This window comes from Martelella sp. FLE1502 (genome assembly GCF_053484255.1).
On record NZ_JBAKFQ010000039.1, the window covers coordinates 1 to 25,214 of the forward strand.

General features: G+C 60.3%; 24 protein-coding genes and 1 tRNA gene. 9 read left to right on the top strand and 16 right to left on the bottom strand.

Annotated features, from left to right (window positions below):
• Positions 1 to 173: 173 nt before the first annotated feature.
• From V6767_RS21605 to V6767_RS21620, 4 genes are all read right to left on the bottom strand, one after another.
• A complete protein-coding gene (locus V6767_RS21605; protein WP_448475331.1) occupies positions 174 to 2,588 on the bottom strand; it encodes a rhamnan synthesis F family protein in 2,415 nt (804 codons plus the stop codon).
• A gap of 116 nt (positions 2,589 to 2,704) precedes the next feature.
• Entirely contained in the window at positions 2,705 to 3,151 is a 447-nt protein-coding gene (locus tag V6767_RS21610) for a glycosyltransferase (RefSeq protein WP_448475332.1), read from the bottom strand.
• Positions 3,111 to 3,893 (bottom strand): hypothetical protein, encoded by a 783-nt coding sequence (locus V6767_RS21615; protein WP_448475333.1) that lies wholly within the window; start codon positions 3,891 to 3,893, stop codon positions 3,111 to 3,113. The genes V6767_RS21610 and V6767_RS21615 overlap by 41 nt, the downstream gene beginning before the upstream one ends.
• Positions 3,894 to 4,049: 156 nt before the next feature.
• Entirely contained in the window at positions 4,050 to 5,102 is a 1,053-nt protein-coding gene (locus tag V6767_RS21620; protein WP_448475334.1) for a porin, read from the bottom strand.
• A 483-nt stretch (positions 5,103 to 5,585) separates the two neighbouring features.
• Between V6767_RS21620 and V6767_RS21625 the strand changes: the two genes are divergently transcribed.
• Positions 5,586 to 5,661 (top strand) — tRNA-Ala (locus tag V6767_RS21625).
• Between the two features lie 32 nt (positions 5,662 to 5,693).
• On the opposite strand, the gene V6767_RS21630 is transcribed toward V6767_RS21625, so the two are convergent.
• The 4 genes from V6767_RS21630 to V6767_RS21645 are packed head-to-tail and all read right to left on the bottom strand — an operon-like array spanning position 5,694 to position 8,026.
• The gene (locus tag V6767_RS21630) at positions 5,694 to 6,122 is read right to left on the bottom strand and encodes a DUF1178 family protein (RefSeq protein ID WP_448475335.1); all 429 of its coding nucleotides are present in this window, start codon (positions 6,120 to 6,122) and stop codon (positions 5,694 to 5,696) included.
• 5 nt (positions 6,123 to 6,127) lie between these two features.
• Positions 6,128 to 6,976 carry a carbon-nitrogen hydrolase family protein gene (locus V6767_RS21635; RefSeq protein ID WP_448475336.1) on the bottom strand — a complete coding sequence of 283 codons (849 nt, stop codon included), beginning with the start codon at positions 6,974 to 6,976 and terminating at the stop codon, positions 6,128 to 6,130.
• 9 nt (positions 6,977 to 6,985) lie between these two features.
• Complete coding sequence (grxC, locus tag V6767_RS21640) at positions 6,986 to 7,243, bottom strand: glutaredoxin 3 (RefSeq protein WP_448431391.1); 258 nt, start codon at positions 7,241 to 7,243, stop codon at positions 6,986 to 6,988.
• A gap of 51 nt (positions 7,244 to 7,294) precedes the next feature.
• A complete protein-coding gene (locus V6767_RS21645; RefSeq protein WP_448475352.1) occupies positions 7,295 to 8,026 on the bottom strand; it encodes a ComF family protein in 732 nt (243 codons plus the stop codon).
• A 119-nt stretch (positions 8,027 to 8,145) separates the two neighbouring features.
• Here V6767_RS21645 and V6767_RS21650 point away from each other — a divergent pair, with 119 nt between their 5' ends.
• Positions 8,146 to 9,030: a methyltransferase domain-containing protein gene (locus tag V6767_RS21650; RefSeq protein ID WP_448475337.1), complete on the top strand. Its 885-nt coding sequence runs from the start codon at positions 8,146 to 8,148 to the stop codon at positions 9,028 to 9,030.
• Between the two features lie 3 nt (positions 9,031 to 9,033).
• Here the strand turns inward: V6767_RS21650 and mutT are convergent, their stop codons facing one another.
• The 4 genes from mutT to V6767_RS21670 all read right to left on the bottom strand — a co-directional run bounded on the left by mutT (position 9,034) and on the right by V6767_RS21670 (position 12,488).
• Positions 9,034 to 9,447 (bottom strand): 8-oxo-dGTP diphosphatase MutT, encoded by a 414-nt coding sequence (mutT, locus tag V6767_RS21655; protein WP_448475338.1) that lies wholly within the window; start codon positions 9,445 to 9,447, stop codon positions 9,034 to 9,036.
• Positions 9,444 to 10,196 carry a GNAT family N-acetyltransferase gene (locus V6767_RS21660; protein WP_448475339.1) on the bottom strand — a complete coding sequence of 251 codons (753 nt, stop codon included), beginning with the start codon at positions 10,194 to 10,196 and terminating at the stop codon, positions 9,444 to 9,446. The genes mutT and V6767_RS21660 overlap by 4 nt, the downstream gene beginning before the upstream one ends.
• A gap of 114 nt (positions 10,197 to 10,310) precedes the next feature.
• Positions 10,311 to 11,546, bottom strand: coding sequence for a bifunctional glutamate N-acetyltransferase/amino-acid acetyltransferase ArgJ (gene argJ, locus V6767_RS21665; RefSeq protein WP_448475340.1), 1,236 nt, complete (start codon positions 11,544 to 11,546; stop codon positions 10,311 to 10,313).
• Between the two features lie 78 nt (positions 11,547 to 11,624).
• On the bottom strand, positions 11,625 to 12,488 hold the full coding sequence (locus V6767_RS21670) for a foldase protein PrsA (RefSeq protein WP_448475341.1): 864 nt from the start codon (positions 12,486 to 12,488) through the stop codon (positions 11,625 to 11,627).
• Between the two features lie 334 nt (positions 12,489 to 12,822).
• Here V6767_RS21670 and secA point away from each other — a divergent pair, with 334 nt between their 5' ends.
• From secA to V6767_RS21685, 3 genes are all read left to right on the top strand, one after another.
• A complete protein-coding gene (gene secA, locus V6767_RS21675) occupies positions 12,823 to 15,600 on the top strand; it encodes a preprotein translocase subunit SecA (RefSeq protein WP_448475342.1) in 2,778 nt (925 codons plus the stop codon).
• Positions 15,601 to 15,883: 283 nt separating this feature from the next.
• Complete coding sequence (locus V6767_RS21680; RefSeq protein ID WP_448475343.1) at positions 15,884 to 18,085, top strand: anthranilate synthase; 2,202 nt, start codon at positions 15,884 to 15,886, stop codon at positions 18,083 to 18,085.
• Between the two features lie 160 nt (positions 18,086 to 18,245).
• Complete coding sequence (locus tag V6767_RS21685; protein WP_448475344.1) at positions 18,246 to 19,160, top strand: cation diffusion facilitator family transporter; 915 nt, start codon at positions 18,246 to 18,248, stop codon at positions 19,158 to 19,160.
• 52 nt (positions 19,161 to 19,212) lie between these two features.
• Here V6767_RS21685 and V6767_RS21690 read toward each other — a convergent pair whose 3' ends face one another.
• The gene (locus tag V6767_RS21690) at positions 19,213 to 20,253 is read right to left on the bottom strand and encodes an aldo/keto reductase (RefSeq protein WP_448475345.1); all 1,041 of its coding nucleotides are present in this window, start codon (positions 20,251 to 20,253) and stop codon (positions 19,213 to 19,215) included.
• 265 nt (positions 20,254 to 20,518) lie between these two features.
• On the opposite strand from V6767_RS21690, the gene V6767_RS21695 reads away from it, so the two are divergent.
• Entirely contained in the window at positions 20,519 to 21,100 is a 582-nt protein-coding gene (locus V6767_RS21695) for an ATP-dependent Clp protease proteolytic subunit (RefSeq protein ID WP_448463180.1), read from the top strand.
• Positions 21,101 to 21,184: 84 nt separating this feature from the next.
• Here the strand turns inward: V6767_RS21695 and V6767_RS21700 are convergent, their stop codons facing one another.
• Entirely contained in the window at positions 21,185 to 21,556 is a 372-nt protein-coding gene (locus V6767_RS21700) for a winged helix-turn-helix transcriptional regulator (protein WP_448475346.1), read from the bottom strand.
• Between the two features lie 54 nt (positions 21,557 to 21,610).
• Here V6767_RS21700 and V6767_RS21705 point away from each other — a divergent pair, with 54 nt between their 5' ends.
• The 3 genes from V6767_RS21705 to V6767_RS21715 all read left to right on the top strand — a co-directional run bounded on the left by V6767_RS21705 (position 21,611) and on the right by V6767_RS21715 (position 23,416).
• Positions 21,611 to 21,931, top strand: a complete 321-nt coding sequence (locus tag V6767_RS21705) for a nuclear transport factor 2 family protein (RefSeq protein WP_448475347.1) — start codon at positions 21,611 to 21,613, stop codon at positions 21,929 to 21,931.
• A complete protein-coding gene (locus V6767_RS21710) occupies positions 21,931 to 22,698 on the top strand; it encodes an SDR family oxidoreductase (RefSeq protein WP_448475348.1) in 768 nt (255 codons plus the stop codon). Before V6767_RS21705 ends, V6767_RS21710 begins: the two co-directional genes overlap by 1 nt.
• 169 nt (positions 22,699 to 22,867) lie before the next feature.
• Positions 22,868 to 23,416: a BA14K family protein gene (locus V6767_RS21715; RefSeq protein ID WP_448475349.1), complete on the top strand. Its 549-nt coding sequence runs from the start codon at positions 22,868 to 22,870 to the stop codon at positions 23,414 to 23,416.
• Positions 23,417 to 23,464: 48 nt separating this feature from the next.
• Here the strand turns inward: V6767_RS21715 and V6767_RS21720 are convergent, their stop codons facing one another.
• Both V6767_RS21720 and V6767_RS21725 read right to left on the bottom strand, forming a co-directional pair.
• On the bottom strand, positions 23,465 to 24,721 hold the full coding sequence (locus V6767_RS21720; RefSeq protein WP_448475350.1) for a class I SAM-dependent RNA methyltransferase: 1,257 nt from the start codon (positions 24,719 to 24,721) through the stop codon (positions 23,465 to 23,467).
• A gap of 6 nt (positions 24,722 to 24,727) precedes the next feature.
• A partial coding sequence (locus tag V6767_RS21725; RefSeq protein ID WP_448475351.1) for an SAM-dependent methyltransferase occupies positions 24,728 to 25,214 on the bottom strand: 487 nt, incomplete at its 5' end.

Here is a 25,214-nt window from a genome sequence, read left to right on the forward strand (position 1 = left end):
CGACGGCGGAGGTCAACGGAAAGAGCTCGGGTCATCGGAAATCTCCTTTGACCCAAGGAATCACAAATCACACCAAAACGGAATCCCATACGATTCATTCATCACGCCTGATGCTCTAAGCCACAGGTGTGTGCGAAACAGGGAACCATTTTTGAGCCCAAATCCGCTGCGGTTTAACTCGACAAATAACTATCCAAGGTAATGTTCGAGGGCGTAGGATTGGTTATGAGGTCGCTCGATGGTTCAATGGGGGCACTCCACAAACCGCCCCGCTCATATCCCGCAGCGTGGCCAAACATACGCTCAACGATGTGAGCCAAGGCTCCATCCGCCGCTCCAGTTTCAGGGGCGAAATTTTCCAGATTTAGGCGAGAGAATGTCCAATAAGCGCCCGGCCTAAACCAGAACATGGTGCCAGCAAAGAAAAACTTATCAACAGGGTCTGTTTTTCCAAGAATCTGTTCGGCGAGTCTCCCATCATCGCTATAAGGGTATCGACCGATCGGAACTAAATACGGCTCGCTGCCAATCATGTTCAACGACGCGTTCTCGCGGAATGCATCTATAATTGCCTCAACGCGCTTCCGGCTTCCTGTCAACGAGCGTAAAGTTTCATCACGCCAACGCTTGCCCAAAGACGGGACAAGTCGTCCGTTTCTGAAATAGCCAAGCTTCGTGTGAACTTTCAGTACTGCGTCATAGTTCTTCTCTGTTAGAATAGGTAGTATATCTATCAGAGGGGCAATATCTCTTCCCCGATTGTCCGCCTCATAGAAAAGGGCATGCGGATGCGCGATTTTCACCGCATCCAAGATGCGACGTGTGCCCCAGGAAGGCATCGTGACAATCAAATCGAAAGGTTCGCGAATCTCTCGCAGCGATTCCAGAAGCTGAGGAACAAGGTGTTCGTAGTAAAGGTGAGCGACGACCGCGATGCGCCTATCCGAGCTGTTAAGGGCATCACCGATGTACCCAAGTTGCTGTTCCCGCGCTCGCGCGATATGGGATTCGAGCGGATATACCGGCAACTGACTTTCGTAAAACAGCTGTTCAGCTGTTGATTGAAGAATAGCCAGAACTTCCTCGGACGTTGCGCCATGCATGTTCGCGCGCGGCAGACGACGTTCGTCCATGCCGTGTCTACTGAAATGATGCAAAGCATCGACTTCGGCTGCTCTAATATCAGGGTAGGTTTCGAGATAAAATTCGCTGTCTAAAAATTCGCCAATTTCCAAAATCTTGATTCTGTCCTCTTCCGAGGCCCACATTGGTTGAAGCCAGTCAGCGAATGAACCCATATCATCGCTTTCAGAATGAGCCAGCAATCGATTGACGATAGCTCGGTATTCCTTCTGGGTCGTGTCAGCCTGTACCGGAGTGAAGGGCTGAGACAGCACCCCTCCATGAGACATCGAAGACCGAACACGAGCTCGCCGAGCTGGGGATACGGCTTGCCAGTAACCATGGGCGAAAGGAAAATAGTTCTTTGTATTTCCTCTGGTTAAACCATCTATGGTCGCTATCTTCCCAACAAATTCAGATGTATCCGTCGTTATTGTGCTTGGGAGGAGATAGCCTTCCAAAACAAACCGTCTTAGTATACTAATATCTTCCTTATATTTTTCGTAGTTGAATTCACCAGAGATCATCTGGTGTAAGGTCGGGAAAACACCTTTGGGCTTGTAGGAGGAATCACCGAGAACAACGACGGGCTTATCAAAGTAAAGAGCCTCGAACCCAACGGAACTGTTCACCGTCACGACGAAGTCAGATATCGAGAACAAACGGGCATTGGATACATTTTGGGGTTCATCAAGCCAGATGAGTTTGTTGGAATAAGGAGCTGTTACATGACGGCCAAAGAGGTTGGCCAGAGAAGCACCCTCACGATGTGTGGCGGCAGGGTGTGGTTTGACAACAACGGTATAACCTGCTTCTACCAAGGCTGGAACTGTATCAAGCACGACGTCCATCACGGTTTCATAGTGCGAAAACCGCAAAAGATTTGCATCGTCAAAAAGCTGCAACGGAAAGAAGACTATCTTTTCGTCAGGTAGGCGTGAAGATAACGCATGAGGCAATGGATCGAACTGCTGCCGATAGGCATCAGACGTTAGCGCATCCGAGAAACCGAAAATCGCCTCGAACGCGGACATCGGATTGGCGCCAACAATAGACTTCAGATCATCGATTGTAAGTCTTGCGATGGTGCCGGACCCATTTGCTCCAAATGGATCCATCGTGACACTGTCAAAAAACGGTGGACGTGTGCACCCAAGTTCCATTGCCACCTTGGTGATCGCAAACTCATCGGCAAACCGGCTCACGGCTCCGTTGTCACCCCAGTAAACTATGGCGTCAAATGGAAACTCACTCCAAACCCGATGCAGTAGATCAACGTAGGTATCAGTTACCTTACCAGTGCCGGCCATTAGCTGCTGCCACAGCGCCATGGTTTCACCATCCCATGAGCCGAGATAAGAGCGAAACTCAGTCTCTTCTTCTTCGGTCGTATGAATGAGTTTCGACGACCATTCTTGAGGTATCTCCGCCGCCAGTCTGTCAAATGTACTCTGGTTCGCGACCATTCGAATTTCGGCATTCTCGACAGTGTCGAGGAGAGGTGAAAACCGTCGCGCCACCCCATCGAAGTGGGTTAATGAGTTCCTGATCGGATGTGGCTCGATATATAGTAATATTCTCATTATGAGTCCGAAACCGCCATTAGATCATCTACATAAATATGTTGCTTTATGTAATCGAAGTTAAGTTTCGCAAGGCTTATGCGCTGTTCTTCGCAGAGAAAATCTGTAAGCGCTTCATACCATTCGTCTTTGCTTCTAGCCAAAGTTAGATTCTCCTCCCCGATCGCCGCCATATCGGGTATGTCGCTTGCTAATAGATGACAGCCAGAGAGTGCTGCCTCCAGGAATTTAACGCGCGATTTGCATTCATTAAAGGCGCTCTCCTCCAGAGGAGCTATCACCTTGCTGCATATTGACATGAGCGCCGGAAGCCGCCAGTAGTCAACGGCGGCCGCAGTTTTGACGTTGGGCAGTGAGGCCAAGGCAGACGGGACGCTTACCGGACCTACGACATACAGCCCCACGTCAGGGCGCTCTGAGAGCACTCGGTAGAGCACATCTTCCACGATGGGAAAATCTCTGTTGTGGCTCAATGACCCTACGAAATATCCGATGTTTTTTTGGGGGACGTCTCGAAAGATGAGTGCCTAGCATTGCATTCACAGAAAGAACCGACTTCGGAATGAAGTTCGGTTCAACGAGCACGCTTGCTTCAGGGTTGATCTCGCGCACACGCTGGCCCAGCGGTTGGGTCGAGACGCGGACTATTCGAAAACACTTCAGTGCGTTAGCGTTATTCTCGAAAGCAGAAATGGCCTGTTCTTCGGTCATGAGTCCGTTTTTGACGGCTGAGCATGATACAGCTACTTCCTCCGATCCGAAAATCAGATCGTCATAGTCCGCCATAACAATCGCACCCTGCTTATGCAGGAAATTGATGATATCGACGAAGCCCGGCTGTGAATAGTTCGGTCGATGGAATATATAAACATCATAGTTCAAAGTCGGGGATCGAAAGAAGCGCTTCGCTGAAGAAATTTCGCAAATATGTCCCCGGGCAATCAGTTCCTCCGCCGGATGGTAGCATCTGTAGCGGGCGGAAGGATCGAGCAAACAATTGTCCACACTGCGCGTTTCTGTCACAAAACAAAACGTTTTCCGGCGCGAGGTCGAACGCGAAAAATCTCTCATGCAATCGATACCGATCTTTATTTCTAGCAAGGGTGCTTTCGCACAATCACTGGTGAGAATCCAGTAATTCACCCTAAAAACACTGAAAAGGCTGGGTTCGGCTTGGCCTGCTGCCATAAGGCCCGTATTAATAGTCCACCCAGGCTTTGCCTTTAGCCGTTAGAGTTCTACGGACTCGGCTCCATTCTCTTGCAGGGCCCAGCTCACAGATGCTGAAAAAAGATAGCCGTGGCAGGCTGCCGCGGCTATCTCCTGGCAATATTGCTTCGAAAATCAGAAATCGCGTTCCAAGCGCAGCCAGCCGAACCAGTTTTGCTGGTTCCAGTCGTCGTCAAGGAAGGCGTAGTTGAGGTTGGCGCGGACGTGGAAATTGTCGACCACTTGCCAGTCCGCCGTGGCGCCGGCTTCCCAGAAGGCCTTGTCGTTGCTGGCGACATTGTACTGGGTCTGCGGCGCGAGGATCAGGTTTTCCGTGACATTGAAATAGTAGTTCGCGGCGACCGCGTATTTCATGTAGGTGCCGGCGATCGGCGAATCATTCCAGTTGTCGGCGGTGAAGTCCGGCGCGTAGGAAATGAAGCCGCTTTCGTAAAGGCCGGCGATTTCAAATGTGCCGGGGCCGATGCCGATGCCTGCCCAGGGACGGATGGCGTAGTTTTCGCTGTCGGTGTCATAGGCGACATCGAGCTTGATATAATTCGAGTCGGACGGTGCCCAGGCGATGCGGCCCGACAGGCCGAGCTTCGGGTCGTCGCTATTGTCCTTGGTGAGCGCATCAAGTTCGAGCGCGATCTGGAAACCGTCCGACGGGAAGTAGCCGAGACGCACCGCATTGTAGCGGCTGACATTGTCGATATTGTCGAGTTCGCCCCACAGATCCTCGTTCCAGAAGCCCTTGATGTAACCGGCCCGGAACTGAGCGGCGTCGCCAATGTCGATATAGGCCTGGTCGAGCTTGAAGTCGTCGCCCGAACCATCGGAATAATAATAGAATTCCGGGGTGATGACCGAGGTCAGCGTGCCGAGCTCGGTATCGGTCTTGGCGGTGATCGAGAAATTCGCCTTGACGTAGGGGTACCAGTCGCTGTCATCGGCGGAGCCGGTCTGGATGCCGCCGAACTTGGTCTCGAAGCGGACATAGCCGTCGATGCTGAGGCAGGTATCAGTGCCCGGAATGTAGAAATAGCCCGCGCCGAATGCGTCGCAGACCTCGACATAATTGGCGGGCGCCGGCTCGATCGCCATCACGGGATCCGCGGCCCGGGCCCCGGTGGCTGAAAGCGCCAGCAGCGAAGCGGAGCCGATAAGCAATACGTTGATCTTCATGAACGGATATCTCCAACAATTGGGACGTAATGTGAATGCAGGTCGCCACGACGCACTCTTTGTTATTCGATCAACCGATTATTGGCGATTGCGTGCCCCACTATACGTTTACGAATTGTTAAGGCAACCGCCGAGCGAGGTGACTTCACACGGTTGACGCGCATTCGCCGCGGTTTCGCCTCGACTGTGTTGATTGCGCAACTTTTTGAGGCCGGTTGCTTTACAAGCGATAGCGATATCAAGCGATAAATTTAAAAAATATATATAAAACAGTAATTTGTTTGTCATCCTGCTCCGTTGCCGGACGGCTGCAATTGAGAGGAGCTGGGCCGCCTGCGGCGCGAGCAGGCATTCGCCCCGCCGCCGAACGGGCGCGGTTCAGAAGCTGGTCCCGTTCAACGCTGACCGGATTTGCAACCGAGAAATTCGCATCCACGACGCTTGCCCCGAGCGCCGGATTGGAGTATCAGCGCTGATGTCATTGGGGCCGTAGCTCAGCTGGGAGAGCGCTGCAATCGCACTGCAGAGGTCGGCGGTTCGATCCCGCTCGGCTCCACCAATTTTCCGTCGCAGTTACGAAAAATTTCCCGCTCAGTTCTTGTCGTCCGGCAGGAGCGGCAGCGGCATGATCTCGATGCCTTCCTCCAGAAGGTCGCGCACCTCGTCGGCATTGGCTTCGCCGATAATGCCGCGTTCCTCGCTCTCGCCGTAATGGATCTTTCGGGCTTCGTCCGGAAAGCGTTCGCCGACATCCTCTGCATTGGCGCGGATCTCGGCGACGGCCTTGCGCAGCTTCTCCATCGCCTCGCGCTGGGCCTTGTCCACCAGGGCGGCCTTGCGGCTTTCCTGCTTGCGGGCGGTGGTGACCTGCGGGGCCATCAGGCTTTTGGAAACCTTGGCCGAATTGCAGACGGGACAGGTCAGGAAGCCGCTTTCGACCTGCTTGTCGAAATCGGCGCTGCCGGCAAACCAGCCATCGAAATCATGGCCGTTGTCACAACGAAGAGAATAATGGATCACGGCTTTCAGACTTCCGTAAGAGCCCGCGCTTCTTCCAGCGCGAAGGCGCGGATATTCTTGAGGTTCGGCACCTTGCCGCGCGCCGCCGTCACGGCGTCGGTATCAATCTCGGCGATGATTGCCGCCTCGCCCTCGTCGCCGGCCTCGGCGATGATCTTGCCCCAGGGGTCGACGATCATCGAATGGCCGAAGGTCTCGCGACCGTCCTCGTGGGTGCCGGCCTGGGCTGCCGAAATCATATAGGCGCCGTTTTCGATCGCGCGGGCGCGCTGCAGCACATGCCAGTGGGCAAGACCGGTCTGCTTTGTGAAGGCGGCCGGCGCGGTCAGCACCTCGGCGCCGGCAAGCCCATAGGCGTTGTAGAGATCGGGGAAGCGCACATCGTAGCAGATGCCGAGGCCGATGGCGGCGAAGGGCAGGCGGGCAAGCACGGCCTTTTCGCCGGGGCGGTAGACCGCGCTCTCGCGCCAGCTTTCGCCATTGTCGAGATCGACATCGAACATGTGGATCTTGTCATAGCGGGCGAGGATATCGCCCTTGGGGCCGAACAGAAGCGCGCGGTTGGCGATCATGCCATCGTCCACAGCGATCGCGGTCGAGCCGATATGGAGGTGAATGCCGTGTTCGCGGGCGAGCTTGGCCGCTGTCTTGACGATGATATCGTCGGCTTCCGGCTTCAGCACCGCCATCAGCCCCTTGCGGCTTTTCTGCACAGCCCCGGTCATCTCTGGCGTCTGGATATAGGTCGCGCCATGGCCGGCAGCTTCGCGCACGAGGCGGGCAAGCGTTTCGGCGTTCTTTTCGGGATCGGTGCCCGAGCGCATCTGCAGGGCGGCGGCCTTGAAGCGGGTCATCGTGTTTTCCTATGCGGCAAGCAGCGGATCAAGCTGGCCCGCCGCGTCCAGAGCGTAAAGATCGTCGCAGCCGCCGATATGGCGATCGCCGATGAAGATCTGCGGGAAGGTGGACCGGCCGCCGGCGCGGTCGATCATCTTGGCGCGGACATCGGGCGTCTCGGTGGCGTTGTATTCGGTGTAGGCAACGCCCTTCTTGTCCAGCAGCGACTTGGCGCGGGCGCAGAAACCACAGAAATCGCGCGTATAGATGTCGATATTGGCCATTTTCGCTCGTGCCTCCTTGTTTCAGCCTGTCCGGTATAAACCGGCTGGCCTTCATATAGTTTCATCAAGCACGCGTGCAAAGGTCAAAATGCTGACATCGGCGGCCCCCTTGCGCTTCAGGAGCCGCGCCGCCGCCGAAACCGTGGCGCCTGTGGTATAGACATCATCGACAAGCAGGATGCGCCGGCCGAACACCAGATCCTCGCTGTGCGGAGCAAGCACGAAGGCGCCGCGCACATTGTCCTCGCGGGCGGACCGCGTGAGGCCCACCTGCTGGATGGTACGCTTCTTTCGCCGGATGAGCCCCGGCAGGAATGGCTTGCGGGACAGGCGGGCGAGATGGCGGGCAAGCTCCGCCGACTGGTTGAAGCGGCGCGCCATCATCCGCGTCGGGTGCAGCGGCACGGCGGTGATGCCGTCGCATTCCTTCACCATGCCGTCTTCGGCGCGCAGCATCCAGTTTGCCATCATCACCGCCAGGTGGGTATTGTCGCGATATTTCAGCGCGTGGACCAGATTGCGCACCGTGCCGGAATAAAACGCCGCCGAGCGCAACCGATCGAATTCCGGCGGATGGGCAAGCGCCTCGGCGCTTAAAATGCCTTCGCCGAGATCGTGGGAAAACGGGGTGCCGAGCACCGCGCAGAACGGCCGCTCGATAAAGCGGATATCGCTCCAGCAAGTCATGCAGAGCGCCCGGTGCGAGCCGGTATTGCGCCCGCAGGCGGCACAGACCGGCGGATAGATCAGATTGCCGAGCTGATTGAGCGCGCCGAGCGCCATCGCCTCGGAGCGGGTGGCAAGGTTTTTCAGAAGCGAGGGTTCAGGCGCGTCCATGTGCTTGACACTAGCGCGTTTCCGGGTGCATTTCGAGGCCGATTTGCGGGAAAGGATATTCAGCCATGGAACAGGTTTTCGATACCGAACGCGTGGCGAGAAACCGGCTGCGCGCTTTCCGGAAAGGCCAGAAGGGCGCGGATTTCCTGCTCAATATCGTGGCTGAGGAACTGGCGGACCGGCTGGCCGTGGTCGAACGCCGTTTCGACAAGGCGGCGGAACTGCACGGCGTCACCGGCGTCGTCGCCAATGCCGCGCAGGCGACGGGCAAGGTCGGCGAGATCGCGCGGATCGAGACTGATGCGGATTTTTCCGGCGAGGGGGAGGCGCTTTCGCTCGCGCCGCTCGAACTGCCGGGGCTGGACGACCAGTCACTGAACCTCGTGCTGTCGCCGCTGGCGGCCCATCTCATCAACGACCTGCCGGGCTATTTCATCCAGATTCGCCGGGCGCTGAAGCCGGATGGCCTGTTTCTGGCGGCCATTCCCGGCAGCGGCACGCTTGCCGAACTGCGCGACTGTCTGCTGGCGGCGGAGATCGAGCTTTATGGCGGCGCGAGCCCGCGGGTGATCCCGTTTGCAGATGTCCGCGATATCGGCGGCCTGCTCCAGCGCGCCGGCTTCACCCTGCCGGTGGTCGATCAGGAAACCTATACGGTGCGCTACGACACGCTGTTTGCGCTGATGGCGGATCTCAGGGCGATGGGCATGAGCAACCCGCTTCTCGGCCGTTCCAACAAACCGGTCAGCCGAAGGTTCTTCCTGCGCGCCGCCGAGCTCTACGCCGAACGTTACGCCGACCCCGACGGCCGCATTCGCGCCAGCTTCTCGGTGATCTACGTCTCCGGCTGGAGCCCGCATGAAAGCCAGCAGAAACCGCTGAAGCCGGGTTCCGCAAAAGTGCGGCTTGCCGACGCGTTGAACACCGAAGAGATCAAGCTGAAGCGATAAGCGCTATAGCAGGTCCTGCAGGATCGGGATCAGCGGTTCGTCGGCGGGGGGCATGGGGTAATCGCGCAGGTCCTTGGCGCGCACCCATTTGATCGCCTGTCCTTCCTGGCCTTTCGGAATGCCCTGGTAGCGGCGGCAGACGAACAGCGGCATCAGCAGGTGGAAATCGTCATAGGTGTGGCTGGCGAAGGTCAGCGGCGCGAGGCAGGCCACCTTGGTGGTGATGCCGAGTTCCTCTTCCATTTCGCGGATCAGGCAGGCCTCGGGCGTTTCGCCCTGTTCGATCTTGCCGCCGGGAAATTCCCAGAGCCCGGCAAGCGCCTTGCCCTCCGGCCGCTGCGCCAGCAATATCCGCCCGTCGGCGTCGATCAGCGCGCAGGCGGCGACCAGTAGCAGTCTCTTCGATCCATCCGTCATTGTTGTTCCCGCCAGTACCGGTAGCGATAGGCCTCGGCAAATCCGAGGCTCTGATAAAGAGCGATTCCAGCCGTATTTTGCGCGGTCACCTGAAGCCAGGCCATGCGCGCGCCGCGGCCCTTGGCCCAGCGCAGCATGGCGGCGGCGAGCTTGCGGCCATGGCCCTGTCTGCGGGCGGCTTCGGCAACCGCGAAGGCCTCGATGCCGGCCATGTCGAAATCATGCACCGCAAGGCCAACCGCGTAGGGCTTGTCGTCCTCGCGGATGAACAGGCCGTGGGCGGGCTTGATGGCGGTTACAACCTCGGCAAGCCCGGCCTTTGTCAGCCCCTCGACCGGGTTGATCGCGAGCGAGGCGTCGACGAAGCGGCCGACATCCTGGCTCGGCAGCAGCTCCACGGCGTCGGCGGTCTGAAATTCATTGAGGTCAAGGGTCATCACCACGCTCTCGTCGAAAGCCTCCGCGCCTTCGGCGACGAGATATGCGCCGATCTCGGGCGGCGTCAGCGGGGTTTCGCGGATCAGGAGCGGGCGGCCGAAGGCGGCATAGTGGCGCTTCGCCTTTTCCAGCCTGATTTCCATATCGGCGATATCGGAGCGATCCAGCACGGCCAGGCTGTTGAGCCGCTTGGATGGGTGCCCGGCCGTGATCCGAAGCTGCCACGCGCCGTCATAGAGCACGTTCTTCGCCGGCCAGGCGCGCAGGCCCATGGCTTCCAGTCTGCGGACAAGCGGAAGATCAACGTTCAAGACGATTCCGATTCAGTGACGATCCGTTTCGGTGGATGTAGACGCGGGGGACCGGGCTGTAAACACGCAAGGCGCTTCCGAGGCGACCTGTGTTGCCCTGCGGCAACGCAGGCCTCAGCTCCGGTAATCGCCGTTGATCGCCACATATTCCTTGGTCAGATCACAGGTATAGACCGTTGCCTGACCGTCCCCGATGCCGAGATCGGCGCGGATCGTGATCTCGTCCTGCCGCATGACGGCGGAGGCATGTTCTTCCGAATAGTCCGGGTCGCGCTCGCCCTCAAAGGCGACGCGGATATCGCCGAACCAGATCGCCAGCCGGTCGCGGTCGGCCTTTTCGCCGGCCTTACCGACAGCCATCACCACGCGGCCCCAATTGGCGTCCTCGCCGGCAACGGCGGTCTTGACCAGCGGCGAATTGGCGATCGAACGGGCGATCTCGAAGGCGGCCCGGTCGCTCTCCGCGCCGGTGACGTTGACGGTCACCATCTTGCGCGCGCCCTCGCCATCGCGCACGATCTGGAGCGCCAAGTCCTTCATCAGCGCGTGAAGCGCGGCGCGGAAATCATCGAGCCGGGGATCGGTCGGGTCGGTGACGGGGTCCTGCCCCGGGGCCTTGCCGGTGGCAAAGACCAGCACGGTGTCGGAGGTCGAGGTGTCGCTGTCGATGGTGATTGCGTTGAAGCTGTTGCCGACGCCTTCGGAAAGCATGGCCTGCAGGGCGGGCGCGGCAATCGCCGCGTCGGTTGCGATGAAGGAAAGCATGGTCGCCATGTCGGGCGCGATCATGCCGGCGCCCTTGGCCATGCCGTTGAGTGTCACCGCAACGCCGTCGATCGTCGCGCCGCGGGTTGCGACCTTGGGATAGGTATCGGTGGTCATGATCGCCTTGGCGGCGTCCTGCCAGAAATCCGGCTTCGCCTGTCCGGCCATGTCGGCCAGAACGCCGGCGAATTTGGATGCATCGAGCGGCTCGCCGATCACGCCGGTGGAGGCGAGGTAGACGTCGCCCGTGTCGCAGCCGGCCGCCTCGGCGGCGGTTTTGGCCGTCAGCGTGGTCGCCTCCTTGCCCTTCTTGCCGGTAAAGGCGTTGGCATTGCCGGAATTGACCACCAGCACCTTCGCCGTGCCGTTTGAAAGGTTGGCGCGGCAGAAATCGACCGGGGCGGAGGGGCAGCGCGAGCGGGTGAACACGCCGGCGACGGCGGCGGGCTCATCGAAGATCATCATCATCACATCGGTGCGGCCCTTGTACTTGATGCCGGCGCTGGCGGTTGCCAGGCGCACGCCGTCGATGACGGGCATGGGGGTAAGGGATTTGGGCGCGAGCGGAGATACGGCAGACGACATGATGACCCTCTTCTTTGGCCGCGGGAACACGCCGAGGCCGGATAAGAAACCGGCCCGCAATGGCGGGCCGGAAACTGGTTATTGCTGCTGCATTTTATTGACGGCGTCGTAGCTGTCTTGCAAGTCCTTATCTTCGATAACGACGGTATCGCCCGTTTTCAGCGCGTTGACGGCTTCATTGTATTTCTCGCCGGCGACGAGCTGCTGAAGCTGCGGCTTGATCTGCTCGAAGGGCACCGGCGCCTTCTCGCGCTTGTCCTCGACTTCGATGACATGATAGCCGAAATCGGTTTTGACCGGGGCCTCGGTATACTGGCCGGGCTCCAGCGCGAAGGCCGCTTCCTCGAACGGCGGAACCATCTGACCCTTGGCGAAGTAACCGAGATCGCCGCCATCGGGACCGCTCGGGCCGGTGGAGTGCTCCTTGGCGAGTTCGGCGAAATCGGCGCCGTTATCGAGTTCCTTGATAATTTCCTTGGCCTCGTCCTCGCTCTCGACGAGGATATGACGGGCATGGATTTCTTCCTGCTTCGGCGCCTTGGCGATCTCCTCGTCATAGCGCGCCTTCAGCATCTCGTCGGTGATCTGGGAATTGATCACCTGGTCGAAATAGGCGTTGTAGAGTTCCTGCTGTTCAAGCTGCTGCATGCGGGTCTTGAAGGCATCGGTCTGGTCGAGACCCTCGTCCTTTGCGGCATCCGCGATCAGCTTCATGTCCACAAGGCTAGACAGCGCGATGGCGCGCATCTGCTCTTCCGGCATCTGGCCGAACTGGCCCTTGAACTGATCGACGGTGCTCTGAAGCTCTTCCTCGGTGATCGGCGTGCCGTCGACGGTCGCGACCACGGTCTGGCCGGCATCGGTGTCCTGCGCGAACACCGGCGCGGCAAAGCTGACGGTCGTTGCGAGCAGCACTGCGGCTGCCAGGGTTCTTTTCTGCATAAGTTCACCTTTTCATTGTTTGAACGTAATCGTAGCGGCCCGTCGTGATGCGCCGATGAATGAGCGGGAATGTGGTCGTCGCATCTCTTTCCGTCAACGCAAAACGGCGTATTACGTTGCAACCTTTCCACTTTTTAATCTGAAGAGAAGCTGAACGCGGACCGGTTTTCCGATGGTTTCCCGCCATTGACCAGCGGCCTTTGACGTTGACATGGCGTGACCCCCCTCTTATCTGTCTGCCAAGCCAGCGTCCTTCGACGTCCGGGCGTGCATCTATGCGAACAGGGCGCCATGTAGAGTTTAAATATGACAACTTTCGGAAAGAGCTATTGAAATGGTCTCACTCGGTGGCGTAGCCCGCAAATTGTTCGGTTCGGCCAACGAGCGCCGCGTCCGTGCCTACAGACCCCGCGTCGTCGCGATCAATGCGATGGAAGAGCAGATTTCGGCGCTTTCGGATGAGGCGCTGAAAGCCAAGACCGACGAATTCAAGAAACAGCTCGAAGACGGCAAGACGCTCGACGATATCCTTGTCGAGGCCTTCGCGGTGGTGCGCGAGGCCTCCAAGCGGGTTCTCGGTCTCAGGCCCTTCGATGTTCAGCTTATCGGCGGCATGATCCTGCATGAAAATTCGATCGCCGAAATGAAGACCGGCGAGGGCAAGACCCTGGTCGCGACCCTTCCGGTCTATCTCAACGCGCTCGCCGGCAAGGGCGTTCACGTCGTCACCGTCAACGATTATCTGGCCCGGCGCGACAGCGAGCATATGGGCAAGCTCTACGGCTTTCTCGGCATGACCACCGGCGTGATCCATCATGGGCTAGACGACCGCCAGCGCAAAGAGGCGTATAACGCCGACATCACCTACGCCACCAATAACGAGCTCGGCTTCGATTACCTGCGCGACAACATGAAGATGCAGCGCGCCGAGATGGTGCAGCGCGGCCACAATTACGCGATCGTCGACGAAGTGGATTCGATCCTGGTCGATGAGGCGCGCACGCCGCTGATCATCTCCGGTCCGCTCGACGACCGCTCCGACCTTTACGTGTCGATCGACAAGATCATTCCGATGCTGGAAGAGGGCGATTACGAGCTCGATGAAAAGCAGCGCTCGGCCAACTTCTCCGAAGACGGGATGGAAAAGCTCGAGAAGCTTCTGACCGAAAACGGCATGATGAAGGGCGCCTCGCTCTACGACGTCGAGAACGTCGCCGTGGTCCATCATCTGAACAACGCGCTGAAGGCCCACAAGCTGTTCTCGCGTGACAAGGATTATATCGTCCGTGACGGCGAGGTCGTGATCATTGACGAGTTCACGGGCCGCATGATGCCGGGCCGGCGCTATTCCGACGGCCAGCACCAGGCGCTGGAAGCCAAGGAAAACGTCAAGATCCAGCCGGAAAACCAGACGCTCGCCTCGATCACCTTCCAGAACTACTTCCGCATGTATGACAAGCTTGCCGGCATGACCGGCACGGCGGCGACGGAAGCCGAGGAATTCGCCAATATCTACGGCCTCGACGTTGTCGAAGTGCCGACCAATGTGCCGATCGCCCGTCTCGACGAGGACGACGAGGTCTACCTGACAGTCCAGGAAAAATACATGGCGATCGTCGAGGAGATCAAGGAAGCCAAGGCCAAGGGCCAGCCGGTTCTGGTGGGCACCACCTCGATCGAAAAATCCGAACTGCTGGCCGCCGCCCTGAAGAAGGACGGCATCACAGATTTCAGCGTGCTCAACGCGCGCTATCACGAGCAGGAAGCCTTCATCATCTCGCAGGCCGGCGTGCCGGGCGCGCTGACGATCGCCACCAACATGGCCGGTCGCGGCACCGACATCCAGCTCGGCGGCAATCTGGAAATGCGTATCGAGGCCGAGCTTGGCGATACCGAGCCGGGCACCGATATCGTGACCAACGAACAGGGCGAGCGGGTGGAAGTCGCCCGCAAGTTCACCCCGCCGGGTCCCGAACGCGACGCAAAGGAAAAGGCGATCCGCGAGGATGTTGCCCGGCTGAAGGCCGAGGCGCTGGCTGCCGGCGGGCTTTACGTGATCGCCACCGAGCGCCATGAAAGCCGCCGCATCGACAACCAGCTTCGCGGCCGTTCCGGCCGTCAGGGCGACCCCGGCCGCTCGAAATTCTACCTGTCGCTTCAGGACGATCTGATGCGCATCTTCGGCTCCGACCGCATGGAGAGCATGCTCACCAAGCTCGGCCTGAAGGAAGGCGAGGCGATCGTCCACCCGTGGATCAACAAGGCGCTGGAGCGCGCGCAGAAGAAGGTCGAGGCCCGCAACTTCGACATCCGCAAGAACCTGCTGAAATATGACGACGTGCTGAACGACCAGCGCAAGGTGGTGTTCGACCAGCGCAAGGAACTGATGGATTCGGAAGACATTTCCGAAATCGTCAGGGAAATGCGCGAGGAAGTGATCGAAAACGCCGTCAAGCGCCGTATTCCCGAGCGCGCCTATGCCGAACAGTGGGACGTCGCCGGCCTCAAGGAAGACTGCCTGCGTATCCTCAACCTCGACCTGCCGATCGAGAAATGGGCAGAGGAAGACGGCATTGCCGAGCCGGAAATCGAGGAGCGCATCAACGAGGCGGCAAAGCAGATCGAGGAAAACCGCGCCAAGCAGGCCGAACAGTTCGGCCCCGACGTGGCAAAATATGTCGAGCGGCAGGTGACGATGCAGGCGCTGGACCATCTCTGGCGCGAGCATATCGTCAACCTTGATCACCTGCGGTCCGTCATCGGCTTCCGCGGCTATGCACAGCGCGACCCGCTGCAGGAATACAAGGCAGAGGCGTTCGAACTGTTCCAGGCGCTGCTCGGCAATATGCGCGAGGTTGCGATCTCGCAACTGTCCCGCGTCCAGCTCGTGCGCGAGGCTCCGCCGCCGCAGCAGCGCGAAATCAATCCCGCCGAGGTGCGCGCCAGCCATATCGATCCCGCAACCGGCGAGGACGAGATGGCCGGCGAACAGGTCGCCTCCGGCGATGCCGCTGCCATGCCGGAAGAATGGAAGCACACCGGCCGCAACGAACCGTGCCCGTGCGGCTCCGGCAAGAAGTTCAAGCACTGCCACGGGCAGTTGATTGCCTGATCATCTCGCAGCAGCCAGGAGTTGCATGGCAGCCGGTGCGCCGGCTGCCGAATCCGCGCTTGCCAGCCTTCGGCGGTTGCGCTACACATTCAGCATGACGATCACGATGAACAACGTTGCAAACTGGTGGTGGGCTCGCTAACGGCGGCCGCGATCACGCATGTTCAGTTGATCTGACGAAGCCGCCCTCCAACGAGGCGGCTTTTTTGTTGGGGCCGTCTTTGCAAGGGTTGAGAATGACCAGCATGCGGCAGCGCCGCATCACCGAGGTGGAGCAAGGAATATGAGCCTTCATGAGCGGCCCGATGGCGGCGAGAGCTATCTGACCAGAGGCGGCGTTGAGATCACGCGGACGCGGCGGTTTGTGCCCTATGACGACGCGATCTCGAGCTATATCGAGCGGCTCGATTCGCGCCGCGGCGCGGTGCTCTCCTCCAATTACGAATATCCGGGCCGCTATACCCGCTGGGATACCGCCGTTATCGATCCGCCGATGGCGATCTCCTGCAATGGCCGCAATGTCTGGCTCGAGGCCTTCAATGGCCGCGGCGAGGCGTTGCTCGAACTGATCCTGCCGGTGCTGGAGGCGCTTGATGCCGTTACCATCCTTGCCCGCGAGTCCCGCCGCATCGATCTCAAGGTCGCCGAGCCCGACCGCCAGTTCACCGAGGAGGAGCGCTCCAAGGCACCGACCGTCTTCACCGTGCTTCGGGCGATCACCGACCTGTTCTTCTCCGAGGAGGATGCCAGCCTCGGCCTTTACGGCGCGTTCGGCTATGACCTCGCCTTCCAGTTCGACGCAGTCCCGCTGAAGCTCGAACGTCCGCTCGACCAGCGCGATATGGTGCTCTACCTCCCCGACGAGGTGCTGATGGTCGACAACCATGCCGCCAAGGCCTGGATCGACCGCTATGATTTCGAAAAGGACGGCATCGCGACCGAGGGCAGGGACGGGACGATCGAACCGGACCCGTTCCGCCCCTCCAACAGCGTTCCGCCGAAGGGCGATCACCACAAGGGCGAATATGCGGAACTCGTCAACCGCGCCAAGGAAAGCTTCGTGCGCGGCGACCTGTTCGAGGTCGTGCCGGGCCAGCAGTTCATGGAACGCTGCGCCAGCAAACCGTCGGCGATTTCCAAGCGGCTGAAGGCGACCAACCCCTCCCCCTATTCCTTCTTCATCAATCTCGGCAATCAGGAATATCTGATCGGCGCCTCGCCGGAGATGTTCGTACGGGTCACCGGCCGCCGGGTCGAGACCTGCCCGATCTCCGGCACCATCAAGCGCGGCGAGGACCCGATTGCCGACAGCCAGCAGATCCTGAAACTGCTCAATTCGCAGAAGGACGAGTCGGAACTCACAATGTGCTCCGATGTCGACCGCAACGACAAGAGCCGCGTCTGCGAGCCAGGCTCCGTCAAGGTCATCGGCCGGCGGCAGATCGAGATGTATTCGCGCCTGATCCACACCGTCGACCATATCGAGGGCCGGCTTCGCGCCGGCATGGACGCCTTCGACGCGTTCCTCAGCCACGCCTGGGCCGTCACCGTCACCGGCGCGCCTAAGCTCTGGGCGATGCGCTTCATCGAAAACAACGAAAAGAGCCCGCGCGCCTGGTATGGCGGCGCGATCGGCATGGTCGGCTTCAACGGCGACATGAACACCGGCCTGACGCTGCGCACCATCCGCGTCAAGCAGGGCGTTGCCGAGGTGCGCGCGGGGGCGACCCTGCTTTTCGATTCCGATCCCCATGAAGAAGAAGCGGAGACCGAATTGAAGGCATCAGCCATGTTGGCCGCGATCCGCGAGGCGGATGCGGAAACCCGTGCGCCAGCCGTGCGCGCCGTCGAGAAGGTCGGCAAGGGGCTCAAGATTCTGCTGGTCGATCACGAGGACAGCTTCGTCCACACGCTCGCCAATTATTTCCGCCAGACCGGCGCGGAGGTTGCCACGGTGCGGTCCCCCGTGGCCGACGAGACGTTCGACCGTGTTGCGCCCGATCTGGTTGTGCTGTCGCCCGGTCCAGGCATGCCGAAGGATTTCGATTGCAAGGCGACGATCAAGAAGGCGCGCGAACGCGGCCTGCCGATCTTCGGCGTATGCCTTGGCCTGCAGGCGCTGGCAGAAGCCTATGGCGGCACGCTCCGGCAATTGGCGGTGCCGATGCATGGCAAGCCCTCGCGCATCCGCATTCTCGAGCACGGCCGGCTTTTCGATGGCCTGCCCAATGAAATCACCGTCGGTCGTTATCATTCGATCTTTGCCGATGCGGTGGAACTACCGACCGAATTCGCGATTTCGGCGGAGACCGATGACGGCATCGTCATGGGCATCGAACATGTCAGCGAGCCGGTCGCCGCTGTCCAGTTCCATCCCGAATCGATCATGACGCTCGGCGGCGATGCCGGCATGCGCATCATCGAGAATGTCGTCGGCAAGCTCGTCGACCATGCCGATGTTTCAGGCAGGAAAGCTGTCGGCTGAGGCTTGCGGATGGGGGCGTGATTGAGTAGCAATGCGGTGCGGGCCTTCTCCGGCCCGCTTTGCATTTGGCCCCGGTGGTCTCGGAAAAGTCTGCAATTTCACATCGTCATCAAGGAAGCCGCCCGGTTTCCTGAACGGTCCTACGCTATGGGAGCGCGCAATGAGCACAGGCCATGCCCATGGATCAAGCATGCCCCGCAAGCTTGCCATCGCCACGATCCCGCTCTCGCTCCTGGTGCTCGCGATCAAGCTTGCCGCCTGGTATCTGACGGGGTCGGTCGCGCTTCTTTCCGATGCGATGGAATCGATCGTCAACGTCGTCGCCTCGGTCGCGGCCCTTGTCGCCATCATCTACGCCTCCAAGCCCGCCGATCACGATCACCAGTTCGGTCACCACAAGGCGGAATATATCTCGGCCGTTATCGAGGGCGTCGCGATCGTCGTGGCGGCGCTACTGATCTTCAAGGAAGCGGCGAGCGAACTGCTTGATCCGACAATGCCGACCGATATCTATATCGGTCTCGGCGTCAATGTGGTGGCAAGCCTGATCAATGGCGTGTGGGCCTATGTGCTGATCCGCGCCGGGCGGGCGGCGCGCTCGCCCGCGCTGGTCGCCGACGGAAAGCATATCCGCACCGACGTGGTGACCTCGATCGGCGTCGTGATCGGGCTCGGGCTCGCGCTCGCCACCGGTTATCCGATCTTCGATCCGCTGCTCGCGCTCGCGGTCGGCGCGCACATTCTCTATGCGGGCTGGGGGCTGATCAAGGAATCGCTCGGCGGGCTGATGGATACGGCGCTTACCCAGGAAGAATCCGAAATGATTCGTCAGGCGATCATGGACAATGCCGCCGGCTCCTCCGGCGTTCACGACCTGCGCACCCGCAGGGCGGGCTCGGCGGCCTTTATCGATTTCCATCTGGTGGTCAGCGAGGACATGCCGGTGGGCGAAGCCCACGATATCTGCGACCGGCTGGAAGCGGCGATCAAGAAGGCGATCCCCGGGGCCTCGCTTGCCATTCATGTGGAGCCGGAAGGCGTTAAGCCGCACGGGGTCAGGGTGCGGCTTTCATGATGCTCGGTTCGATGCCGGGGCGGCCTTTCGGCGACCACCCCGCACGCAGAGACTATTTCAGCGAACGCGGCTCGGTCTTCACCTCGTTTCCCGACTGACGTTCAAACATCCAGCCCGGATATTCGCGCGGCAGCGCGGAGACGGCGTTGAGGCGCTCCATTTCCTCGGCGGTGAATTCCACCGCGGTCGAGGCGATGTTGTCTTCAAGCTGCTCCTTGCGTTTGGCGCCGACGATGACGCTGGTGACGGCGGACTGGTGCAGCAGCCAGGAAAGCGCGATCTGCGCCACAGAAACGCCCTTGGCGTCCGCGATCTCGCGCATCACGTCGATTGTCGCGAAGCCGCGTTCCTTGTCGACGGGCGGGAAGTCGAAGGCGACGCGGCGGCCTTCGCCATCCGTCTGGTTGTCGCGGTCATATTTGCCCGACAGGAAACCGCCGGCGAGCGGCGACCAGACCATCAGCCCGACGCCTTCCGATTTCAGCATCGGCACGATTTCGCGTTCCAGATCACGACCGGCGATCGTGTAATAGGCCTGCAGCGACTGAAACGAGGCGAGACCCTTGCGTTCCGAAATGCCGAGCGCCTTGGCAATCTGCCACGCCGCCCAGTTGGAGACGCCGATATAGCGGACATGGCCGTGGCGGACGAGGGTGTCGAGCGCCTCCAGCGTTTCCTCGATCGGCGTGGTGTTATCGAAACCGTGGAGCTGGTAGAGGTCGATATGGTCGGTCTGAAGCCGGGTGAGGCTGTTCTTGACCTGCTCCATGATGTGGTAGCGCGACGAGCCCCGGCTGTTCGGCCCATCGCCCATGCCGCCGAAAACCTTGGTGGCGATGACGATCTCGTCGCGGGGTACGTTCAGGTTCTTCAGCGCCTGGCCGGTGATTTCCTCCGAAAGGCCTTCGGAATAGACATTGGCGGTATCGAGAAAATTGATGCCGGCGTCGAGGGCGGCGGAGACGAGTTCCTCGGAGGCCTTCTGGTCGAGCTGGCCGATGGCCGTCCACATGCCTTTGCCGCCGAAGGTCATGGTGCCAAGGCAGAGTTCGGAAACCTTGAGGCCGGAATTTCCAAGTCGATTGTAACGCAAGGGAGTGTCCTTTCGCGTATGCAGAGTGCCGCGAATGAAAGCGCGATGCTCGTCATGCGGCAGAATGGTTCAATGTTGATTGGATTTTGGACAATGATAGCGTGGCCGTCGCCGGTCACTATTTTTATGTGGGGTCGCCGAGGCTGTTTTTCAAGAGTCGACGCCGAATCCGGGCTTCATCGCGGCCTTTGAAGGCGCGGTCATTGTATTGCCGGTTCATTGGCATTAAGTCGGGAGATAACAATCCTGATTCCCGGAGTTGCAGATGAACGACGAAGAAGACGACAAGAAGACCGAACTGCCCTTGGGCAAGGAGGCGGAAGCCAATCTGTTCAAGTCGCGCTCGATCTTCATCTACGGGCCGATTACCCAGGAACTGGCGCAGCGGGTCTGCTCGCAGCTTGTCGCGATGGCGGCGGTTTCCGACGAGGATATCCGCGTCTTCGTGAATTCGCCGGGCGGCCATGTGGAATCGGGCGATTCGATCCACGACTTGATCAAGTTCATCAAGCCGCGGGTGGTCATGATCGGTTCGGGCTGGGTCGCCTCCGCCGGCGCGCTGATCTATGCCGCCGCGCCGAAGGAAGATCGCATCTGCCTGCCTAACACCCGCTTCCTGCTGCACCAGCCCTCCGGCGGCACCCGCGGCCCGGCTTCCGATATCGAAATCCAGGCCCGCGAGATCATCAAGATGAACGAGCGGCTTATCAAGATCTTCTCGAAAGCCACCGGCCAGCCCGAGGAAAAGATCGCCAAGGATATCGACCGCGACTACTGGCTGTCGGCCGAGGAAGCGATCGAATACGGCCTGGTCTCGCGCATCGTGACGAGCGAGAGCGACATCTGAGCGTATTACCAGTGATGACAAAAGAGCGGGTCCGCATTTGACCGAAATGCGGACCCGCTCTTTTTTTGGCCGACGCCGCTTTTCCTATTCGGCCGGCATCTCCGGCTTCTGCTCCGCCCACTTCAAAAGCGCGTCGAGCGCCGGGCAAAGCGCCTGTCCCCAGTCGGTGAGGCGGTATTCCACCTTGGGCGGCACCTCCGGGTAAACGACCCGGCGCACGATGCCGTCATTCTCCAGCGCGCGAAGCTGCTGAATCAGCATTTTCTGCGAGACGTCGGGGATCGCCCGTTCCAGCTCCGAAAACCGCATCACCCTGCCGCCGAACAGGTGGAACAGGATCACCAGTTTCCATCGCCCCTCCAGAAAGCGCAGCGCCGTCTCCACGCCTGCGGCGGCGGTCTGGCTTGTGTACTTACTTTTGGGTTCGTACCCCACTTTTTCGTCCGTACTTGTCATTTTTTCAGGTTAGCCCACATCCTGCCGGCTCGCAACGAAACCAAGGAGACCATTATGCGCGATTTACCCAAGGCGATCGCAACCTATCTGGCGACAGATCCCGGCGATACTGACACGGTCGCCCACTGCTTCACGGAAGATGCCACTGTGCGTGACGAAGGCAAGACCCATAGGGGACGGGCCGCGATCGGCGCATGGCGGGCGAAGACCGCGACGGAATATCAATATACCAGCACGCCGATTGCCGCCAGAAGCGAAAACGGCAGGCTCATCGTAACCGCCCATGTTGAAGGCAATTTCCCGGGCAGCCCGGTCGATCTGGATTATGCCTTTACCCTCAGGAATGACCTCATTCATACGCTGGAGATCAGTTGATGGGCGTGTTTGAGGGAAAGCGCGCGCTCGTCACCGGCGGAACGCGCGGTCTTGGGGCGGCAGTGGTCGCTCATCTGGCCGCGCGCGGCGCTGATGTGGTGACGACGGCCCGGTCGAAGCCGGAGGATGCGCCGGAAGGCGTCGCCTTTATCGCGGCCGATATCGCCACTGCCGAGGGCTGTGCGAGGGTGGCCGCCGAGACCATAGGCCTTCTCGGCGGCATCGATATCATCGTGCATGTCGCCGGCGGTTCTTCGGCGCCGGGCGGCGGTTTCGCCGCGCTGACCGATGATATCTGGAGAAGTGAAATCGACCTGAATTTGATGCCTGCGGTTCGGCTCGAGCGCGCGCTTGCGCCGCAACTCAGTCAAGGCGGCGTCATCGTGCACGTCACCTCGATCCAGCGACAACTGCCGCTGCCGGAATCGACCACGGCCTATGCCAGCGCCAAGGCCGCGCTTTCGACTTACAGCAAGAGCCTGTCGAAGGAACTGGCGCCCAGCGGTGTCCGGGTCGTGCGGGTATCGCCGGGCTGGATCGAGACCGAGGCCTCGGTGGCGCTCGCCGAACGCATCGCCGAGAGTTCCGGAACGGACTACGAGGGCGCGAAGGCGATCATCATGGGCGCGCTGGGCGGCATTCCGCTCGGCCGTCCGGCCAAGCCGGAGGAAGTGGCTAATGTCATCGGCTTTCTTGCCTCTCCTGCTGCCTCGGCGGTTACAGGCGTCGAGTATGTCGTCGACGGCGGTACGGTGCCCACGGTCTGACACGAGACCTCCCGGCGCATTCTTTTTTTGAACCTCCCGCATATTTCGCGCGTTTAGAGAAATCTAAACAAGCCGTTAATCCTGAGTTCAGGTGGTAAGTTTTATGGTTGTCACATAGCGTACGAGGCCAATCCGGGCTTCGGCTTAAAAGAAAGAACGGGAGATGCAGATGTTAGATCGGGCAAAGAAAATGGTGGCCGCAGCACTTGCCTCGATTGTCGTGGCGACGAGCGCCATCCCAGCTCAGTCCATGCCGATTTCCGTGAACCCGGCTGGCGCGGATGCGAGAATCGAACGCGTCGATGGGCGGAACTGGAACGGCGACCGGGGTGGCCGCAATTGGGATCGCCGTCATGGCTATGATCGCCGACCCGGTTATGATCGTCGTCATCACGCCTATAATGGCAGGGGCGGCTATTACAATCGCGATCGCTACTACCGCTATCCGCCGGGCTATCGCCCGCCGCGTCCGGGTCCGAACTACCGCTGGGACAATAACGACAATGCCTGGGTTCCGCTCGCAGTTCTGGGTGCCGGGGCACTGATCATCGGCGGCGCACTTGCGGCGGGAAACAACAACCGTCCGCAGCAGACCAACGGGCTGAACCCCAAGCATTATGCCTGGTGCGAGAACCGTTATCGTTCCTATCGAAGCTACGATAACACCTTCCAGCCCTATAACGGCCCGCGCCAGCAGTGCCTGTCGCCTTACTACTGAGTGCACGCGACGGCGTGACATCGAACCCCGGCGGTTTTCGCCGGGGTTTTATTTTGCCCGGCTGAGAAGCGCCACGGCCTCGACATGGTGGGACCAGAGGAACTGGTCGATGGGGACGACCCGCTCGATCCTGTAGCCGCCGTCGACGAGAAGCCGGAGATCCCGTGCAAGTGTGGCGGGGTTGCAGGAAACCGCGGCGATCTTCGCGACCTTGGAGCGTGCCAGTTCCTCGGCTTGTTCGCGCGCGCCCGCGCGGGGCGGATCGAAAACAGCGCCGTCGAAGCCAGAGAGTTCGCGCGCAAGCAGCGGGCGGCGGAACAGGTCGCGCCGCTCGCTTGTCACCGGCTTCAGCCCCTGGCGGTTGCGCACGGCCATATCGAGCGCGGCGAGCGCCTTTGCGTCGAACTCGACGGCGTGCACCTTCGATCTCGCGGCCAGCCTCAAGGCGAAAGTGCCGAACCCGCTGAACAGATCGGCGACCTGTTTGGCGCTTTTCAGATGCTTCGCCACCAGCCTCGCCATCGCCTCCTCGGCCTCGCGGGTTGCCTGGGCGAAACCCGACGGCGGCGGGTTCACGCTTGTTCCGGCGATATCGAGGGCAGGGCGCGCCGGCTCGACGATGATTTCGTCCTCATAGGTCAGGCGGGCAATGCCCTTGACCGCCATCACCGCGCGGGTCGCGGCCTGCCGGCGCTTTTCTGACGGCGGCTTGAGGCCCGAGAAACTGATGTCGAGGCCCGTTTCGGTCTCCAGCACGGCGATCCGGAACGCGTCGCTTCCGCTCGCCAGAATGCCTGCCAGAAGGCGAAGGGCGGGCAGGCGGGAAAACAGCACCGGCGACAGCACCGGACATTCCTCGATCTCGACGATATGGTGGCTTTCCGGGCTGGAAAAGCCGAGCACGATGCCGGCCTCGGTCTTGCGCGCCGAAAAGGTCGCCCGGCGGCGCTGGCCCGGCGCCGCTCCAACGAGCGCCTCGACCGGACAGTCGAGGCGGTGGGCGGAAAGTGCGTCGATCACGACCTGACGTTTGAAATCCTGATAGGGCGCGGGGGACAGATGCTGGAGCGAGCATCCCCCGCAGGTGCCGTTCTTGCCGTCCGGGCCGAAATGCCGACAGGCGGGTTCCACGCGTTCGGCCGACGGTTTCAGAAGCGCGAGCATCGCGCCGGAGGATTTCTGCCGGGCGATCGTGATGCGCTCGCCGGGCAGGGCGAAGGGCACGAAGACCGGCCCCTCGGGCGTCTGCGCAATGCCATCGCCCTTTGCGCCCAGCTTTTCAATGGTCACGGTTTCGGCGGCCATGGGATTTTATTCCTCTTTTTTGCCGGGTTTGCATCCGGCGAGCAGAAATTCGCGGTTGCCGTCACCGCCCTCGATCGGCGAGGGCGCGATGCCCAGGCTTTGCCAGCCCATGTCTTCGGTGAGCCACTTCTCCAGATCGGCGGCAATCACGGGACCGAGTGCCGGGTCCTTCAGCAGGCCCTTCTTGCCGATATTGTCCTTGCCCGCCTCGAATTGCGGCTTCACCAGCAGCACGCAGGTCGCGCCGGGTTCTGCGAGTTCCAGCGCCGGCGGCAGGGCGAGCTTCAGCGAGATGAATGAGACATCGGAGACGACCCATTGCATCGCCCCCTCGGCGATATCGTCTCGGGTCAGGTGCCGGGCATTCAGCCCCTCGATATTTGTGACGCGCGGCTCGCCGGCGCTCCGCTCCGCCCTCAGGCCCTGGCCCACATCGCTTGCCCTGAAGTGACGTGCCCCACCTTCCAGCAGCACCCGGGTGAAAACGCCGGTC

What these genes read in the sequence shown, in the direction of transcription:
- secA (WP_448475342.1), top strand. Translation starts at nt 12,823, where the DNA reads ATGGTCTCACTCGGTGGCGTAGCCCGCAAATTGTTCGGTTCGGCCAAC.
- V6767_RS21620 (WP_448475334.1), bottom strand. Translation starts at nt 5,102, where the DNA reads ATGAAGATCAACGTATTGCTTATCGGCTCCGCTTCGCTGCTGGCGCTT.
- V6767_RS21670 (WP_448475341.1), bottom strand. Translation starts at nt 12,488, where the DNA reads ATGCAGAAAAGAACCCTGGCAGCCGCAGTGCTGCTCGCAACGACCGTC.
- V6767_RS21715 (WP_448475349.1), top strand. Translation starts at nt 22,868, where the DNA reads ATGTTAGATCGGGCAAAGAAAATGGTGGCCGCAGCACTTGCCTCGATT.
- V6767_RS21605 (WP_448475331.1), bottom strand. Translation starts at nt 2,588, where the DNA reads ATGGTCGCGAACCAGAGTACATTTGACAGACTGGCGGCGGAGATACCT.
- V6767_RS21700 (WP_448475346.1), bottom strand. Translation starts at nt 21,556, where the DNA reads ATGACAAGTACGGACGAAAAAGTGGGGTACGAACCCAAAAGTAAGTAC.
- V6767_RS21710 (WP_448475348.1), top strand. Translation starts at nt 21,931, where the DNA reads ATGGGCGTGTTTGAGGGAAAGCGCGCGCTCGTCACCGGCGGAACGCGC.
- mutT (WP_448475338.1), bottom strand. Translation starts at nt 9,447, where the DNA reads ATGACGGATGGATCGAAGAGACTGCTACTGGTCGCCGCCTGCGCGCTG.
- V6767_RS21685 (WP_448475344.1), top strand. Translation starts at nt 18,246, where the DNA reads ATGAGCACAGGCCATGCCCATGGATCAAGCATGCCCCGCAAGCTTGCC.
- argJ (WP_448475340.1), bottom strand. Translation starts at nt 11,546, where the DNA reads ATGTCGTCTGCCGTATCTCCGCTCGCGCCCAAATCCCTTACCCCCATG.
- V6767_RS21615 (WP_448475333.1), bottom strand. Translation starts at nt 3,893, where the DNA reads ATGGCAGCAGGCCAAGCCGAACCCAGCCTTTTCAGTGTTTTTAGGGTG.
- V6767_RS21695 (WP_448463180.1), top strand. Translation starts at nt 20,519, where the DNA reads ATGAACGACGAAGAAGACGACAAGAAGACCGAACTGCCCTTGGGCAAG.
- V6767_RS21635 (WP_448475336.1), bottom strand. Translation starts at nt 6,976, where the DNA reads ATGACCCGCTTCAAGGCCGCCGCCCTGCAGATGCGCTCGGGCACCGAT.
- V6767_RS21645 (WP_448475352.1), bottom strand. Translation starts at nt 8,026, where the DNA reads ATGGCGCTCGGCGCGCTCAATCAGCTCGGCAATCTGATCTATCCGCCG.
- V6767_RS21705 (WP_448475347.1), top strand. Translation starts at nt 21,611, where the DNA reads ATGCGCGATTTACCCAAGGCGATCGCAACCTATCTGGCGACAGATCCC.
- V6767_RS21680 (WP_448475343.1), top strand. Translation starts at nt 15,884, where the DNA reads ATGAGCCTTCATGAGCGGCCCGATGGCGGCGAGAGCTATCTGACCAGA.
- V6767_RS21720 (WP_448475350.1), bottom strand. Translation starts at nt 24,721, where the DNA reads ATGGCCGCCGAAACCGTGACCATTGAAAAGCTGGGCGCAAAGGGCGAT.
- V6767_RS21650 (WP_448475337.1), top strand. Translation starts at nt 8,146, where the DNA reads ATGGAACAGGTTTTCGATACCGAACGCGTGGCGAGAAACCGGCTGCGC.
- grxC (WP_448431391.1), bottom strand. Translation starts at nt 7,243, where the DNA reads ATGGCCAATATCGACATCTATACGCGCGATTTCTGTGGTTTCTGCGCC.